The 16101-nt window shown below is 67.2% G+C and carries 15 protein-coding genes; 10 read left to right on the forward strand and 5 right to left on the reverse strand.

Translation table 11 applies throughout. The features are described from left to right. Positions 1 to 2: 2 nt before the first annotated feature. The 4 genes from yidD to HMPREF0321_RS16710 are packed head-to-tail and all read right to left on the reverse strand — an operon-like array spanning position 3 to position 1144. A complete protein-coding gene (gene yidD / locus HMPREF0321_RS05175; RefSeq protein WP_081873519.1) occupies positions 3 to 332 on the reverse strand; it encodes a membrane protein insertion efficiency factor YidD in 330 nt (109 codons plus the stop codon). Beyond that, complete coding sequence (rnpA, locus tag HMPREF0321_RS05180) at positions 329 to 778, reverse strand: ribonuclease P protein component (RefSeq protein ID WP_006944739.1); 450 nt, start codon at positions 776 to 778, stop codon at positions 329 to 331. Before rnpA ends, yidD begins: the two co-directional genes overlap by 4 nt. 19 nt (positions 779 to 797) lie before the next feature. Further along, the gene (gene rpmH / locus HMPREF0321_RS05185; RefSeq protein ID WP_006944663.1) at positions 798 to 935 is read right to left on the reverse strand and encodes a 50S ribosomal protein L34; all 138 of its coding nucleotides are present in this window, start codon (positions 933 to 935) and stop codon (positions 798 to 800) included. Next, on the reverse strand, positions 932 to 1144 hold the full coding sequence (locus tag HMPREF0321_RS16710; RefSeq protein WP_143181218.1) for a hypothetical protein: 213 nt from the start codon (positions 1142 to 1144) through the stop codon (positions 932 to 934). Before HMPREF0321_RS16710 ends, rpmH begins: the two co-directional genes overlap by 4 nt. Before the next feature lie 405 nt (positions 1145 to 1549). On the opposite strand from HMPREF0321_RS16710, the gene dnaA reads away from it, so the two are divergent. The 6 genes from dnaA (at position 1550) to HMPREF0321_RS17235 (ending at position 9291) form a co-directional block, all read left to right on the forward strand. After that, positions 1550 to 2998, forward strand: a complete 1449-nt coding sequence (gene dnaA, locus HMPREF0321_RS05190) for a chromosomal replication initiator protein DnaA (protein ID WP_216227627.1) — start codon at positions 1550 to 1552, stop codon at positions 2996 to 2998. A gap of 62 nt (positions 2999 to 3060) precedes the next feature. Further along, on the forward strand, positions 3061 to 4299 hold the full coding sequence (locus HMPREF0321_RS05195) for a multidrug effflux MFS transporter (RefSeq protein ID WP_006944797.1): 1239 nt from the start codon (positions 3061 to 3063) through the stop codon (positions 4297 to 4299). Between the two features lie 762 nt (positions 4300 to 5061). Beyond that, positions 5062 to 6192 (forward strand): DNA polymerase III subunit beta, encoded by a 1131-nt coding sequence (dnaN, locus tag HMPREF0321_RS05200; RefSeq protein ID WP_040014531.1) that lies wholly within the window; start codon positions 5062 to 5064, stop codon positions 6190 to 6192. A gap of 121 nt (positions 6193 to 6313) precedes the next feature. Beyond that, positions 6314 to 7306, forward strand: coding sequence for a phosphogluconate dehydrogenase (NAD(+)-dependent, decarboxylating) (gene gnd / locus HMPREF0321_RS05205; RefSeq protein WP_006944826.1), 993 nt, complete (start codon positions 6314 to 6316; stop codon positions 7304 to 7306). A 61-nt stretch (positions 7307 to 7367) separates the two neighbouring features. Continuing rightward, entirely contained in the window at positions 7368 to 8690 is a 1323-nt protein-coding gene (gene recF, locus HMPREF0321_RS05210) for a DNA replication/repair protein RecF (RefSeq protein ID WP_006944605.1), read from the forward strand. Then, positions 8683 to 9291, forward strand: coding sequence for a DUF721 domain-containing protein (locus HMPREF0321_RS17235; RefSeq protein ID WP_006944718.1), 609 nt, complete (start codon positions 8683 to 8685; stop codon positions 9289 to 9291). Before recF ends, HMPREF0321_RS17235 begins: the two co-directional genes overlap by 8 nt. Positions 9292 to 9487: 196 nt before the next feature. On the opposite strand, the gene HMPREF0321_RS16715 is transcribed toward HMPREF0321_RS17235, so the two are convergent. Beyond that, a complete protein-coding gene (locus HMPREF0321_RS16715; protein WP_217490517.1) occupies positions 9488 to 9724 on the reverse strand; it encodes a hypothetical protein in 237 nt (78 codons plus the stop codon). 169 nt (positions 9725 to 9893) lie between these two features. On the opposite strand from HMPREF0321_RS16715, the gene HMPREF0321_RS16720 reads away from it, so the two are divergent. The 4 genes from HMPREF0321_RS16720 to gyrA all read left to right on the forward strand — a co-directional run bounded on the left by HMPREF0321_RS16720 (position 9894) and on the right by gyrA (position 16048). Beyond that, complete coding sequence (locus tag HMPREF0321_RS16720; protein WP_006944665.1) at positions 9894 to 10040, forward strand: hypothetical protein; 147 nt, start codon at positions 9894 to 9896, stop codon at positions 10038 to 10040. A gap of 74 nt (positions 10041 to 10114) precedes the next feature. Beyond that, positions 10115 to 10753: a hypothetical protein gene (locus HMPREF0321_RS15990; protein WP_139023556.1), complete on the forward strand. Its 639-nt coding sequence runs from the start codon at positions 10115 to 10117 to the stop codon at positions 10751 to 10753. Between the two features lie 265 nt (positions 10754 to 11018). After that, positions 11019 to 13160, forward strand: coding sequence for a DNA topoisomerase (ATP-hydrolyzing) subunit B (gyrB, locus tag HMPREF0321_RS05230; protein ID WP_006944823.1), 2142 nt, complete (start codon positions 11019 to 11021; stop codon positions 13158 to 13160). Between the two features lie 92 nt (positions 13161 to 13252). Further along, positions 13253 to 16048, forward strand: a complete 2796-nt coding sequence (gyrA, locus tag HMPREF0321_RS05235; protein ID WP_006944761.1) for a DNA gyrase subunit A — start codon at positions 13253 to 13255, stop codon at positions 16046 to 16048. The last annotated feature ends 53 nt before the right edge of the window (positions 16049 to 16101 follow it).

Consider the following 16101-nt stretch of genomic DNA (forward strand, 5'->3'; position numbering starts at 1 on the left):
CGTCAGGAGGTCTTCTTCTGAGGAACGTGGTCGACCCCGCCGGGGTTCCACGGATGGCAACGGCCGAGCCGCTTGAGCGTGAGCCAGGTGCCCTTGATCGGGCCGAATCGCTGCAGGGCCGTGAGGCCGTACGTCGAGCACGACGGGTAGAACCGGCACGTAGCAGGCAACGCCGGCGAGATCCACCGACGGTAGAAGCGGACGACCACGAGCAGCGGCCACACGACGACGCGGCGCCAGCCGTGCTGTTCGTCCGGCACCGGTGTGGCTGACGCGGCGTGGTCGCCGGGCACATCATCGCCGGCCGGCGCTCGAGGCACCCCGGCACTCATCGTCGAACCCTGGACGCGTCCTGATGCGCCCGGTCCGATGGTTCGCGTGAATCCGTTTCACGTGAAACATCCTGTGGTCGCTGACGTCGCGTCGCCTTGGCGAGCATCCGATCGAACTCCCTCGCGACGTCGTGGCTCGAGGCACCGGCGATCGCCGGGTTCGCGCGCACGACGATGTCGAGCCCGGGGTCGATCTCACTCAGCGCGTCCCGGGCGACGTGCCGCAGCACGCGTTTGGCCCGCGAACGCACGACGGCGTTGCCCACGGCCTTTGAAACGACGAAACCGACGCGCGGCCCCACCCGATCCTCGGGTGAAAGGCCGAACGCGTCGGCGTCGATCACATGAACGGCGAGCAGCGAGCCACCCGCGCGCCCCGCACGTCGATCCCGCAGGACGGCGCGGTACTGCCCTGCGTCACGAATGCGATGCTGAGCAGGGAGCACGGCCGGTCGTGGGCCGAACTCAGGCGGAAAGCTGCTTGCGACCCTTGGCGCGGCGGTTCGCCAGGATGGCGCGGCCGGCGCGGGTGCGCATGCGCAGACGGAAGCCGTGCGTCTTGGCGCGGCGACGGTTGTTGGGCTGGAAGGTGCGCTTGCTCACGTCGAACTCCATTGGGGAAGGGCGAACGCTCGCGCGCCGCCGTCGTGCTGATGGTCAGGGTTGTCGCGCCACCCGCACGTGACGGGCTCCAGGCTCTTCGAACCTTCGGCATCCCACTCCTGCAGCACCAGCAATGGCGGCCCACAGGGCCTGCCCATCGGCGAAAATACCTTGGAACGGCACGCATCGAGGCGGTGGATCACCGTCATCGGGGCGCAGACAATCGTCATCCAGCTTACGCATGCGGGGCCAACAGGGTCAAAACGTCCGAACCTCCACTCCATACCCAACAGCGCGCGCACGCGAATAACACATCTGTGATTCACACGCCGCCGCACAAATCCAGTCGACACGCCGTTAGCCTGGCGAGAAAACGACATTCCCCTCGTCTGGCGCGCACCGCCCGATGAGCCCCAGGACACACCGTGCACAGGCTGTGGATAACTCTGTGGATATGGGGCCTACTATGGGAGACGCCCAGCACGCCTCGTCGCCATCACGGCCTCGAGCAGCGACGACCGACCGGCTGCGACCCCCGCAGCGCCAGGAGGAGCCACGTGACCACCGACGAACCCGTCGACTACGAGCGCACCTGGCACGCCGCGTTGGAGGACATGGACAAGCACGGCATCGGCTCGCGTGATCGCGCCTACCTCAACCTGACGCGCTTCGTCGGGCTGCTCGGTGACAACGTGCTGCTGTCCGTGCCCTTCGACCAGACGAAGCGGATGCTCGAGGGGCCGCTGCGCGAACCCGTGGCGAAGGCACTGTCGGATCAGCTAGGCCAACAGGTGCGCGTCGCCATCAGCGTCGATGAGAGTCTCCAGGCAGCGGTGCGAGACCTCGACGACGACGGTGACGCGTCCGACGAGAACACCTCTGCAGCAACCGAATCCGATGATGGAACGCTCGGGTTCACCATGCCCGGCCAGGGCGCACCACGGCCGACGAAGGCCGACCCGGGCGTCGTCCTGCCGCCTCGCTCGACGGGCTATCAGCGCGATGCCGCTGCCGCTCCGAGCGACACCGAGGCCCCGCGCCTCAACCCCAAGTACACGTTCGACACGTTCGTCATCGGTGAGAGCAACCGGTTCGCGCACGCCGCCGCCATCGCCATCGCCGAGGAGCCGGGCCAGGCCTACAACCCCCTGTTCATCCACGGCGACTCGGGGCTCGGCAAGACCCACCTGCTGCACGCGATCGGTCACTACGTGCACGACTACCACCCGAAGCTGCGGGTGCGATACGTCAGCTCCGAGGAGTTCACGAACGACTTCGTCAACTCGATCCGTGACGACCGCGCCGCGACGTTCCAGCGCCGCTACCGCGACGACGTCGACGTCCTGCTCATCGACGACATCCAGTTCCTGCAGGGCAAGGAGCAGACGCAGGAGGAGTTCTTCCACACCTTCAACGCCCTGCACTCCACCGGCAAGCAGATCGTGCTGACCTCGGATCAGCCGCCGGAGAAGCTGACGACGTTCGCCGACCGCATGCGCAGCCGCTTCAAGTCGGGGCTGACGACGGACGTCCACCCGCCCGAGCTGGAGACGCGCATCGCGATCCTGCGCAAGAAGGCCAACGCCGAGCGCATGGACATCGGCGATGACGTGCTCGAGCTCATCGCCTCGAAGATCTCGACGAACATCCGTGAGCTCGAGGGCGCGCTCATCCGTGTCGCCGCTTATGCGTCACTGCAGAAGGAACCGGTCGACCGGGCGAAGGCCGCGTTCGTCCTCAAGGACGTCGTGCCGAGCGAGACGGGGCAGATCACCGTCGGCCACATCATCGCCGAGACGGCCGTCTACTTCGGGGTGACGGTCGACGACATCAAGGGCCCGTCGCGCTCACGCAACCTGACGATGGCGCGTCAGATCGCCATGTACCTGTCGCGTGAGCTGACGGAGCACTCATTCCCACAGCTCGGACAGCACTTCGGTGGGCGCGACCACACGACCGTCATGCACGCGGAGAAGAAGATCCGCCAGCTCATCGGCGAGCGTCGCCCCGTGTACGACCAGATCACGGAGCTGACGACGCAGATCCGCCGTCGCAGTCACTGACTCCACGGTACGTCGCCATGATCAGCGTCACTGCGAGCGCCTGACGCTGAGACAATGCGCGGATGACGACGCGCCGCGCCCCGCATGCTGCTCCCCTTGACGCCGCCACATCAGGGACGCGTCGTGCCGGCGCCGTCCTCACGCTCGTGCTGGCCGGGCTGTCGATGTTCGGCCCCTTCAACGTCGACGCGCCCCTGCCCGCGTTCGCCCGAATGGGCGCCGAGTTTCACGTGGAACCGGCCGCGATGCAGCAGGTGGTCAGCGTCTACCTGTTGTCGTTCGCCGTCATGAGCCTGTTCCACGGGCCGGTGTCGGACGCCGTGGGTCGCAAACCCGTCATGACGGTGGGGATCGGTGTCTATGTCCTCGCCTCCGTCGGCTGCGCCCTGGCGCCGTCTCTGCCACTGCTGCTCGTCTTCCGCGCGTTCCAGGGGTTCGCGGCCGGGGCGGGTCAGATCATCGCGCGTGCGGTGATCCGCGACCTCTTCTCCGGCCCCGAGGCACAACGCCTGATGAGCCAGGTGTCGATGATCTTCGGACTCGCGCCGGCCTTCGCGCCGATCCTGGGCGGTGCCTTGCTGACGGTGGGCGACTGGCGCTCGATCTTCTGGTTCCTCACCGCGTTCGGTGTGGTCATGACCATCTGCGTGAGCAGGTTCCTGCCCGAGACACTTCCCGTGGAACAACGCTCGTCCCTCGCACTCGGGCCCATCGTGAGCGCTCTCCTGGCGGCACTGCGCAGCGGTCGGTTCCTACGCATCGCGCTGGCCGCGTCGCTCGCGTTCGCAGGACAGTTCTTGTTCATCTCGAACGCGCCTCTCTTCCTCGGCGGGCTGCTCGGGCTCGGCGAGAACGAGTACTGGATGTTCTTCGTGCCGATGGTGGTGTGCATGATCGCGGGCTCCTGGCTGAGCGCGCGGGCCGCCGGGCACCTCAGCGCCGCCCGTCAGGCGTCGTACGGCCTGCTGTTCGCCCTCGCCTCAGCCACGGTCGGCGTCGTCATCGCACTGCAGCCGTGGGGCAGCGACGTCCCGTGGGCGCTCGTCGCGCCTTCCCTGACGGCCTTCGGGGTTGCGGTCGCTCTGCCGGTGCTCCAGCTCGCGCAGCTCGACGAGTTTCCCCAGGCGCGTGGCACGGCGGCTTCCGCCGGCACCTTCGTCAACCTCGTCTTCGCCGCTGCTCTCGCCGGGGTGATCGGACCGTTGGTGGCCACGGACCTCGTGACGATGGCGCTCGCCGCCTTCTGCTGCGTCGCATCGGGCGCGTTGCTCTGGGCCGCCCACGTGGCGGCGCGTCGATGAGTGCGTGAATGAACCGCGAGCCAACGCCCGACGGCTGCCAAACTGCCGCTCGGCAGCTCGCAGGTGGCCACCCACATGGTTGTCCACAGAATCTGGGGACAACCATGTGGGTAAGGTGTGGGTCGCTGACGGCCCGCGAACATCCGAAGGTCCCCGAACCCCGGAATGGCGCTCATCCACACCTGTGGACAACACTGTGGAAATGTGGACGACACCGATGTGATTCCCTCCTGGTTCACGGCAACCACCCAGCCGTCAGCGAGTGATCCATCCCTCATCCACGGGGTTATCCACAGTTTCTGGGGATGAAGCAGTGGAAAACCCGTCCGATCAGGGGAAAACCCACCCCGCAACGACAGCCGGTTGTGGATGAAGATTTTCTCTCCACAACCGGCTGTCACCATCCACAGCAACGATCCCCACGTCACCCACACCCGAGATCCCAGTGCTGACGAGGACGAACAGGGGTTTTCCCCACCATCCACACCCCCTATGACGACGACCAACATCTTCACCATGGCGAGAAAGCGCCCCACGTATCCACACCGCACCCCACTGTCGACGAGCCGGCGACGTCCCCCGTCAGCACCCCTCGTCGTCTCTTGGGCGAGGCCGACGACCTGAGCTAGGCTCACGAGCGCACAGCTGTGCCTGTGGCATCGACGCGGAGTTCGTTCGCAGCAGAAGCCACCCCGCACGTGACGAGACATCGCACGAGGGTCACAGCTCGCCTGCGACGACGAACGATGAGGGACGGTGGACGTGAAGCTCCGGGTTGAACGCGATGTGTTGGCCGAAGCGGTGGCCTGGGCAGTGCGCGGTCTGTCGCAGCGCCCGCCCGTCCCCGTGCTCGCGGGTGTCCTGCTCGAGGCGAGCCCCGAGGGCCTGACGCTGTCCGCGTTCGACTACGAGGTCTCCGCGAAGGTGACGGTCGACGCCGACGTTGAAGAGGCGGGCACCGTCCTCGTCCTCGGCCGCCTGCTCGCCGACATCACGAAGAGCCTTCCGCACAAGCCGATCGAACTGATCAGCGAGGGCTCGAAGGTGCAGGTCACGTGCGGCAGCGCGAAGTTCAGCCTCCAGAGCATGCCGACGGGCGAGTACCCGACGCTGCCCGCCAACCCCGATCCGACGGGCGTCATCGCCGGGGACGTCTTCACGCAGGCCGTCGCGCAGGTCAGCGTCGCGGCCGACCGCGGTGACACCCTGCCGATCCTCACCGGCGTGCGCGTCGAGGTCTCCGGCAACAAGCTGACGCTGCTCGCGACGGACCGCTACCGCCTCGCGATGCGCGAGGTCATGTGGAACGCCGGAGACGAGGGCGCCGAGTACGCGGCGCTCGTGCCCGCGCGCACCCTCGACTCGCTCGCCAAGTCCCTCGGTGCCGCCGGCAACGTCTCGCTCTCCCTGAGCGGCGCGTCGACGGGCTCCGGTCTCGCCGGTTTCGAGGCCGGCCAGCGTCGCATGACGACGCGTCTGCTCGACGGCGACTACCCCAAGGTGACGAGCCTGTTCCCGACGAGCGTCGACACGACGGCGATCGTCGAGACGGCGCAGCTCGCCGAGGCGTGCAAGCGCGTCTCCCTCGTCGCCGAGCGCAACATGCCCGTCCGTCTGCGGTTCGCCGAGGATTCGGTGCGCATCGAGGCCGGCACGGGCGAGGACGCGCAGGCCTCGGAGACGTTCGAAGCGAAGATCGACGGCCCCGAGCTCGAGATCGCGTTCAGCCCCCAGTTCCTGCTCGACGGGCTCGGCGTCGTCGGCACGAAGTACGTCCGCCTCGGCTTCACCCAGCCGACGCGTCCGGCTGTCCTGTCCGGTCAGGACGAGATCGACGGTGACGCCGACGACAGCTACCGCTACCTCATCATGCCGGTGCGTTTCGCGAACTGACGGCCGTTCGGACAGCGTTCGCGCCCCTGCCCGGACGGGCGTAGCGTGAACCCTGAATTTTCGTGATGCGCGCGTTCCAGACGTGCGTGTCGGACATGCAACGTCACGAAGGAGCAGACCCATGCAGCTTGGTTTGATCGGTCTCGGCAAGATGGGCGGCAACATGCGCGATCGCATGAAGGCTGCGGGCATCGAGGTCGTCGGCTACGACACGAATCGCGAGATCAGCGACGTCGCGGACCTCGCCGAACTCGTCGAGAAGCTCGACGCACCGCGCAACATCTGGGTCATGGTGCCGGCCGGCAAGATCACCGACTCCGTCATGTCCGAGCTGCAGGGCCTGCTCGCCGAGGGCGACCTCGTCATCGACGGTGGCAACAGCAAGTGGTCCGACGACCAGGGCCACGCCGAGCAGTTCGCCAAGACGGGCGTGCACTTCATGGACTGCGGTGTCTCCGGCGGCATCTGGGGCAAGGAGAACGGCTACGGCCTCATGTGCGGCGGTGACGACGCCGACGTCGAGCGCATGATGCCGGTCTTCGACGCACTGCGCCCGGAGGGCCCCCGCGAGGAGGGTTTCGTCCACGCCGGTGAGGTCGGCGCCGGTCACTACGCCAAGATGGTCCACAACGGCATCGAGTACGGCCTCATGCACGCCTACGCCGAGGGCTGGGAGCTGCTCGAGGCGAAGGACATCGTCACCGACGTCCACGGCTGCTTCAAGGCCTGGACGCGCGGCACCGTCGTGCGTTCCTGGCTGCTCGACCTCATGGTGAAGGCGCTCGAGGAGACGCCGCACCTCGAGGGCGTCTCCGAGTACACGACCGACTCCGGTGAGGGTCGCTGGACGCTCGAGGAGGCCATCGCGAACGCCGTCCCGATGCCGGTGCTCGCCGCCGCGCTGTTCGGCCGTTTCGCCTCGCGCCAGGAGAACAGCCCGCAGATGCAGGCGGTCGCCGCACTGCGCGGTCAGTTCGGCGGGCACGAGGTCATGCAGTTCGGTCGCGAGCCGTGGCGCGCCGCGAAGGAAGGCCAGGCCGAGGTCTCCGGCGCCGCCGAGCCGAAGAAGGACGCGGGCGCCGCGCGCCCAGGCGCTGCCCCCAACGAGCACTGATCGGCGTTCGCTGATCTGACGATTCGACCCCAGGGCATCCGAGCCACCGACCGAAAGCGCTGTGAGACTCCGCCATCTGTCGCTGCGTGACTTCCGCTCCTACACGGAGGCGGAAGTCGAGCTCGCTGACGGAGTGACCACATTCGTGGGCCTCAACGGCCAGGGCAAGACCAACCTGGTCGAAGCCGCCGGTTACCTCGCGACCCTGGGGTCGCATCGTGTCTCGACGGACGCTCCCCTCGTCCGCTTCGGAGCCGAGCGGGCCTTCGTGCGCGCGGCCGTCGTCCGTGATTCACATGAAACAGTGCTCGAGCTCGAGATCATTCCGGGTAGGGCCAACCGGGCACGCATAGGACGCGCGGCCGCGGGGCGTCCCCGTGACATCCTCGGGTCGTTGCGAACCGTGCTCTTCGCGCCGGAGGATCTCGCGCTCGTCAAGGGCGACCCCGGGGAACGTCGCCGATTTCTCGACGACCTCCTCGTCGCGCGTCAACCGCGCTGGGCCGGTGCTCGTTCGGACTACGACAAGATTCTCAAGCAGCGCAACGCCCTGTTGCGCTCCGCCCAATCGGCGCTCAAGAAGGGCGCGCGAGGCGCTCGCCTCTCGGCGGATCAAGAGGTTTCACGTGAAACAGCTCTCGACACGCTGGTCGAGTGGAACACGCACCTCGCGTCAGTCGGTTCTGCCCTCGTCTACGCCCGTCTACGGTTGCTGAAAGATCTGGCCCCCTACGTGGCCCAGGCGTACGACGAGGTGAGTGCCGGGCGTTCTGATGCGCGCCTCGCGTATGTGTCGTCACTGCCGGAGTCGACCGCGGCGCGCATCGCCTCGGGCGAGGTTCCGGAGCGCGACGAGCTCGAGAAGGCCTTTCATGAGGCGTTCGAGCTCCAGCGGACCCGCGAGATCGAACGTGGTGTCACCCTCGTGGGGCCGCACCGGGACGACGTCACCCTGACGCTCGGAGACCTGCCCGCCAAGGGCTACGCGAGTCACGGTGAGTCGTGGTCGTTTGCGCTCGCCCTGCGCCTCGCGGCCTTCCACCTGCTGCGTCATGACCTCGGCACCGACCCCGTCCTCGTCCTCGACGACGTCTTCGCCGAACTCGACGCGGGGCGCCGCGAACGGCTGGCCGACATGGTGAGCGACGCCGAGCAGGTGCTCATCACCGCCGCCGTTGAGGAGGACGTTCCCGCGCGGCTTTCCGGCCAGGTCTTCCACGTGACGAAGGGCCACGTCGCGCCTCGAGGCGATGGATCCCTCGAGGAGGCGCCTGGCGGCGTGCAGCCGGCGGCTCACCCGGGTCTGCCCGAGGCCGAGGACGCCCCGGATGGGCCCGCCCGTGATGCGGACGACCGTGATGACGGTGACGCGGCCGATGAGTGAGACCAGCGGCATCGATGCGGGGGCACCGGACGATCAGGCCCCGGGCACTGGCACTGGCACTGGCACCGATAGTGCCGAGGCGCCGGTCGAGTCGAGCGCTGAGGACGAGCGCGCCGTCGCCGCGCGGTTGGCGCTCGCTCGGGCTCAGCGCAATGCCGCCGAGCGGGGTTTTCGTCCGGGCTCGCGTCCTGCGCCCCGGCGTTCCCGCTCGACGCAGAGCTTCACGCCGTCGTCGAATCGCGATGGACGCGACCCCCAACTCATCGACTCGACGATGAAACGCCTCCTGCTCGAGCGGGGGTGGAACGTCGACGTGGCAGCCGGCGCCGTCATGTCGCGGTGGGCCGATCTCGTCGGTGCGGGCGTGGCCGAGCACGCTCGGCCCCTCACGTTCGAGGACGGCGTGCTCACCGTGCGCGCGGAATCGACGGCCTGGGCCACGCAGCTGCAGCTGCTCACCGCCTCCCTGCTGGCCTCCATCGCTGACGGTGTCGGTGAGGGCGTCGTCAACGAACTGCGGGTTGTCGGCCCGAGCGCCCCGAGCTGGGTGCGCGGCCCGCGTCGTGTCGCAGGACGCGGACCACGCGACACCTACGGCTGACGGCCGCGCCTGTTTCACGTGAAACCTTCCGGTTGCACCCGAAAGAGGAACCACGCACTCATTGGGAAAACGGCCTCAGACGGAGACGCCGCAAGTACGATCCCGCTTAGGGATCAGTGTCACAGCTTCCGACGAATCGAGCAGCACACATGCGACCGAATGACGACACCCGCGACCACGATGGGGCGCGCGTCGATCAGGACAACCACTGCTCAGGCAGGAGGCGCATGCCCTGGTTGACTCCGCTGATCCTGGGATTGGTGGCTGTGGCGAGCTTCGGCCTCGTCTCGTTCTTGCTCCAGCACAAGTCGTCATCCACGAACCACGATGCGATGGAACCTGCCACCATCGCCGCGAACCCTTCGTCGGCGTCGTCATCCTCGTTGGCCTCGGCGTCCAGCCCCGCAACCGTCTCGGGGAGTCCACCCTCCACGCCGGAGGGGTTCCCCGCCGAGGCTTCTACGCAGTGCACGGCCGAGTCGTCGTCAGGGGACTATGAGCTCATCGACAATGCGCAACGGGAGGAAGTGCGCATGAAGGAGGGGGCGCGGACTTCCTGTGCCTTCCTCGGCGCTACCAGGAATGAGGTTCTCGCCAAGCTGGTGGCAGATCCCAAGGCGACGTCGTTCACGGTGAAGCCGTACAGCCAGGCGACGCAGAAGATCATCTCGCTCGACTGCGCCGTGTCGCACGGATTCACCTACTGCGAGGGCGGCGCCAGCGCCAAGATGTGGATCCGCAACCCCTGACGGCCAGACGAGCCTTTCGCCACGTCTGTGTCGAGGGATCCTGATTCGCGCGGGGGACGAGGCAGAATACAGCCATGACGAACGAACGGACTCCGCCGCCGAAAGACGAGCGGACGAGCCGCACCGGGCGGCGGAGCACCTGGCTTCTACCATTGGCGCTCATCGCCGCAGGCGGTCTCAGTTTCGGCGGGGTGACGTTGTTCATGCATCGCCAGCACTCCGATCCGGCGCACGCCTCGATCTCCTCGATCAGCACCGTGACTGCGCCGTCGACGACCCAAGGGTCCGCGCCGCAGGGCGCCTCGAACCAGCCTTCGACGACCCCTCGTTCTTCTCTCCCGGGGTCAGGATCCTTGTCTTCACAGGCGACCTCTACAGGCGTGGCCGCGTTTCCCTCGGACTCCGTCGCATCATGCGGCGGTGGTGCGGCCTATCCCGACGAGACGGTGGAACCGCTGTCTGACATCAAGGTGTATTCCGACCCGAACGAAGCGCCCGGATGCTCCTTCGTTCACGCCGTTGCCCGGAATGTGTCCTCCAAGGTGAGCAGCGATCCGGCCGCCACGAGTTTCACCGTCACCCAGCATTCATCGCGCGGAGGTCAGAACCATGACTACACCGTCGACTGCACCAGGGAGAAGCAACTGAGCACCTGTGCCGTGGTCGGATCCATCAAGCACACGATCATCTACGTGCGGGACGGAGCGCAGTGAGCCAAGCCGCGCCAGAGGCCGATGAGTGCCCTCGAGGCCCCGGTCGACGATCCCCGGCACGTCGAGGCCTCGTTCCCGCGTGCACGAGGCCCTCTGGAGCGTTTCGTGGCTATGTTCTGAGCCGTGCTACCAGTAAGATGGACACGATTCGCACGTTGTATCGCGTCACGAGCCCGCACGCACGTCGCTGCGGGAGTCACGCCTCGGGTTTCCCGCTCCGAGAGCCGGCGCACTGCAACGGTGCCACGCACGGTGAAGGAGCACAGTGGCCGACAAGCCCAGCGACGACTCGATCGACCCGACGACGCAGGATCCCTCGCTCGCAGACGCAGCCGACGGCGCGTCAGAGCAGGTCGAGCAGCACGTCCGGTCGCAGATCGACACGGAGTACGACGCCGACGCCATCCAGGTCCTCGAGGGCCTCGAGGCCGTCCGCAAGCGGCCCGGCATGTACATCGGCTCCACGGGTGAGCGCGGCCTGCATCACCTCGTGTGGGAGATCGTCGACAACTCGGTCGACGAGGCCCTCGCCGGTCACGCGACGCGCGTCGACGTGACGATCCTGCCCGACAACGGCATCCGCGTCTCCGACAACGGCCGCGGCATCCCGACGGGCCGCAACGAGGCGTACGACATGTCGACCGTCGAGCTCGTCCTCACCCAGCTGCACGCCGGAGGCAAGTTCGGTGGCGGCGGCTACAAGGTCTCCGGTGGTCTGCACGGCGTCGGCAGCTCGGTCGTCAACGCCTTGTCGACGCGCCTCGAGGCCGAGGTGCGGCAGAAGGGCCACGTCTACCGAATGGAGTTCGCGGGCGGCGTGCCGCTCGGCGAGCTGCGTGAGGAAGAGGAGAGCGACGAGACCGGCACGACGATCACGTTCTGGGCGAGCCCGGAGATCTTCGAGACGACCGTCTACGACTTCGAGACGATCCGTGCGCGCTTCCAGCAGATGGCCTTCCTCAACAAGGGCCTGACGATCTCCCTCACCGACGAGCGTCCCGACGCCGTCGACGAGGGTGCTGCAGAGGAAGCTGCGGCCGACGCTGCAGCCGAGGGTGCCGACGCCGCACAGGCTGACGAGGCCGCCGCGCGGGCGAAGAAGGGCAGGAGCGTCACGTACTGCTACGCGGACGGTCTGCTCGACTACGTCAAGCACCTCAACTCCTCCAAGCGCGCCGAGGTCGTCAACGAGGACATCATCGCCTTCGAGCACGAGGACGCCGAGCGCTACCTCTCGGTCGAGGTCGCGATGCAGTGGACGACGGCGTACAGCGAGTCCGTCCACACGTACGCCAACACGATCAACACGCACGAGGGCGGCACGCACGAAGAGGGTTTCCGCGCGGCGATGACGAAGCTCGTCAACGACTTCGCGCGCCGCGAGAAGCTGCTCAAGGAGAAGGACGACAACCTCACCGGTGACGACATCCGCGAGGGGCTGACGGCCGTCATCAGCGTCAAGCTTGCCGAACCACAGTTCGAGGGCCAGACGAAGACGAAGCTCGGCAACTCCGAGGTCAAGGGCTTCGTCCAGACCGCGGTGCGCGACGAGTTCGACCACTGGCTGCAGATGCACCCGCGAGAGGGCAAGGCGATCGTCAGCAAGGCCATCGCCGCCGCGTCGGCGCGGATGGCGGCCCGCAAGGCGCGCGAGACCGCGCGACGCAAGGGCCTGCTCGAATCGGGTGGGCTGCCGGGCAAGCTGCGCGACTGCCAGAGCAAGGATCCGTCGATCTCCGAGGTGTTCATCGTCGAGGGTGACTCGGCCGGCGGCTCGGCGGTCCAGGGGCGCAACCCGTTCAACCAGGCGATCCTGCCGATCCGCGGCAAGATCCTCAACGTCGAGAAGGCACGCCTCGACAAGGTGCTCGCGAACAATGAGGTGCAGGGCCTGATCTCGGGCTTCGGCACGGGCATCGGCGAGGACTTCACGATCGAGAAGGCGCGCTACCACAAGATCGTCCTCATGGCCGACGCCGACGTCGACGGCATGCACATCCGCACGCTGCTGCTCACTCTGTTGTTCCGCTTCATGCGCCCGCTCATCGAGGCCGGATACGTCTACCTCGCCCAGCCGCCGCTGTACCGCATCAAGTGGAGCAACCACGAGCACGAGTTCGCCTTCACCGACCGCGAGCGCGACGCGATGATCGACGCAGGCCAGTCGAAGGGCTGGCGCCTGCCGAAGGAGAACGGCGTCCAGCGCTACAAGGGTCTCGGCGAGATGAATTACCAGGAATTGTGGGAGACCACGATGGACCCGGAGTCGCGCACGTTGCTCCAGGTCACGCTCGAGGACGCCGCGGCCGCCGACGAGATCTTCGCCGTGCTCATGGGTGAGGACGTCGAATCGCGACGCAGCTTCATCCAGCGCAACGCGAAGGACGTCAGGTTCCTCGACATCTGATCTGCGTTTCACGTGAAACGTGAGCGACGAGCCGCTCCGTTTCACGTGAAACATCGCGACAACTCGACAACCCTTCATCGAAGGAATGACACATGTCTGACGACACGAACCTGCCGGGCGACGACGCGTCCGACCTGCCGGACGATCTCCCCGAGGTCCCCCAGGGCGAAGCCGACGCTCCCGCCAGCGACGCCGCAGCAGCCGCGGCCGGCATCGACCCCACGCGCCCCGAGCCGCCGACGATGAAGGTGCCGAACAGGCCGGAGGCGCAGGCCGCCGTCGCCGCTCCGGTTGCGCACCGCGTCGACCCGATCGACCTCAACGCCGAGATGCAGCGCAGCTACATCGAGTACGCGATGAGCGTCATCGTCTCGCGTGCCCTGCCGGACGTGCGTGACGGCCTCAAGCCCGTGCACCGTCGCATCGTCTACGCCATGTACGACGGTGGCTACCGTCCCGACCGCGGCTACAACAAGTGCAGCCGTGTGGTCGGTGACGTCATGGGTCAGTACCACCCGCACGGTGACTCGGCGATCTACGACGCCCTCGTGCGTCTCGTGCAGCCGTGGTCGATGCGCTACCCGCTCGTCGACGGCCAGGGCAACTTCGGTTCGCCCGGCAACGACGGCGCAGCCGCCCCGCGATACACCGAGTGCCGCATGGCGCCCCTCGCGATGGAGCTCGTGCGCGACATCCACGAGAACACCGTCGACTTCGAGCCCAACTACGACGGCAAGACGCTGCAGCCCAGCGTCCTGCCGAGCCGTTTCCCGAACCTGCTCGTCAACGGCAGCGCCGGCATCGCTGTCGGCATGGCGACGCAGATCCCGCCGCACAACCTGCGCGAGGTCGCCGACGCCGCGCAGTGGCTGCTCGCGAACCCCGAGGCCTCGCGTGAGGCACTGCTCGAAGAGTGCCTGCGTCGCATCCCCGGCCCGGACTTCCCGACCGGCGCGCTCATCATGGGCAAGCGCGGCGTCGAGGACGCCTACCGCACCGGCCGCGGCAGCATCACGATGCGCGCCGTCGTCAACGTCGAGGAGATCCAGGGCCGTCAGTGCCTCGTCGTCACGGAGCTGCCGTACCAGGTCAACCCAGACGCGCTCGCCGAGAAGATCGCGATGCTCGTCAAGGACGGCAAGATGGCCGGCATCGCCGACATCCGTGACGAGACGTCCGGCCGCACCGGCCAGCGCCTCGTCATCGTGCTCAAGCGTGACGCGATCGCCAAGGTCGTGCTCAACAACCTCTACAAGCACACGCAGCTGCAGCAGAACTTCGGCGCGAACATGCTCGCCCTCGTCGACGGTGTGCCGCGCACGCTGCCGATCAGTGCGTTCATCCGCTACTGGGTCGAGCACCAGATCGACGTCATCGTGCGCCGCACGCAGTTCCGTCTCGACGAGGCCGAGAAGCGCATCCACATCCTGCGCGGTCTGTTGAAGGCCCTCGACATGCTCGACGAGGTCATCGCCCTCATCCGTCGCAGCCCGACGGTCGACGATGCCCGCACGGGCCTCATCGAGCTGCTCGACATCGACGAGATCCAGGCCAACGCCATCCTCGAGATGCAGCTGCGTCGCCTCGCGGCGCTCGAGCGTCAGCGCATCATCGAGCAGCACGACGAGCTGCAGTCGAAGATCGACGACTACAAGGACATCCTGGCCAAGCCGGAGCGTCAGCGTCAGATCGTCAGCGACGAGCTCGCCGAGATCGTCGAGAAGTACGGCGACGACCGTCGCAGCCAGATCGTGCCGTTCGACGGTGACATGAACATGGAAGACCTCATCCCCGAAGAGGACGTGGTCGTCACCATCACGCGCGGCGGCTACGTCAAGCGCACGAAGGTGAGCGAGTACCGCAGCCAGCGTCGCGGTGGCAAGGGTGTGCGCGGCGCGACGCTGCGCGGTGACGACGTCGTCGGGCACTTCTTCACGACCTCGACGCACGACTGGCTGTTGTTCTTCACGAACGCCGGCCGCGTCTACCGGACGAAGGGCTACGAGCTGCCGGAGGGCTCGCGCGACAGCAAGGGCCAGCACGTCGCGAACCTGCTCGCGTTCCAGCCGGGCGAGCAGATCGCTCAGGTCATGGCGCTGCGCACCTATGCCGACTCGGAGTACCTTCTGCTCGCGACCCGCAACGGCCTCGTCAAGAAGACGCGCCTGTCGGAGTATGACTCGCCGCGTTCGGGCGGCCTCATCGCCGTCAACCTGCGTGACGGCGACGAGCTCGTCGGTGCCGGCCTCGCGACGCACGACGACGACGTCCTGCTCGTCAGCCGCAAGGGCCAGGCCGTGCGTTTCGCTGCGACGGACGACTCACTGCGTCCGATGGGCCGATCGACGTCGGGTGTCACCGGCATGAAGTTCCGAGAAGGCGACGAACTGCTGTCGATGAACGTCGTGCCGAAGGGCGCGAACGAGGTCGAGCGCGGGGCCGACGAGAAGCTGTGCGTCTTCGTCGTCTTCGAGAACGGGCTCGCCAAGCGCACGCCCGTGGAGGAGTACCCGACGAAGGGGCGCGCGACGCTCGGCGTCAAGGTCGCGACGATCTCAGAGCGAGGCGGTGACCTCGTCGGCGCGCTCGTCGTCGAGAACCGTGACGAAGTGATGGTCGTCATGGAGAAGGGCAAGATCGTCCGCTCGGCCGTCGCCGAGGTGCGTGAGACGGGCCGCAACACGCAGGGCGTGCAGTTCGCGACGCCCGGCAAGGGCGACTCGATCGTCGCCGTCGCGCGCAACGCCGAGAAGGATTCTGAGGAAATCGACGATGACGCGGTAGTTTCGGAGACGAACGAGGCCGCGGAGTCAACTCAGGACGCAACGCACGCTCCGGACGACGAGTCGGCCTCCACGGAGAACAACGAGTCGGGAGACAGTGAGTGAGTGACTCGCGAGACGCGCGCGCGAAGCTGCCGAAATCTGCCGGGGGCGCCCCC

The organism is Dermacoccus sp. Ellin185, assembly GCF_000152185.1.
Classification (GTDB): domain Bacteria; phylum Actinomycetota; class Actinomycetes; order Actinomycetales; family Dermatophilaceae; genus Dermacoccus; species Dermacoccus nishinomiyaensis.

Bases quoted from the DNA above. Each gene is read 5' to 3' on its own strand.
- yidD (WP_081873519.1), bottom strand. From the start codon at position 332: ATGAGTGCCGGGGTGCCTCGAGCGCCGGCCGGCGATGATGTGCCCGGC.
- HMPREF0321_RS16710 (WP_143181218.1), bottom strand. From the start codon at position 1,144: ATGACGGTGATCCACCGCCTCGATGCGTGCCGTTCCAAGGTATTTTCG.
- dnaA (WP_216227627.1), top strand. From the start codon at position 1,550: ATGGACAAGCACGGCATCGGCTCGCGTGATCGCGCCTACCTCAACCTG.
- HMPREF0321_RS05195 (WP_006944797.1), top strand. From the start codon at position 3,061: ATGACGACGCGCCGCGCCCCGCATGCTGCTCCCCTTGACGCCGCCACA.
- gnd (WP_006944826.1), top strand. From the start codon at position 6,314: ATGCAGCTTGGTTTGATCGGTCTCGGCAAGATGGGCGGCAACATGCGC.
- HMPREF0321_RS17235 (WP_006944718.1), top strand. From the start codon at position 8,683: ATGAGTGAGACCAGCGGCATCGATGCGGGGGCACCGGACGATCAGGCC.
- HMPREF0321_RS15990 (WP_139023556.1), top strand. From the start codon at position 10,115: ATGACGAACGAACGGACTCCGCCGCCGAAAGACGAGCGGACGAGCCGC.
- gyrA (WP_006944761.1), top strand. From the start codon at position 13,253: ATGTCTGACGACACGAACCTGCCGGGCGACGACGCGTCCGACCTGCCG.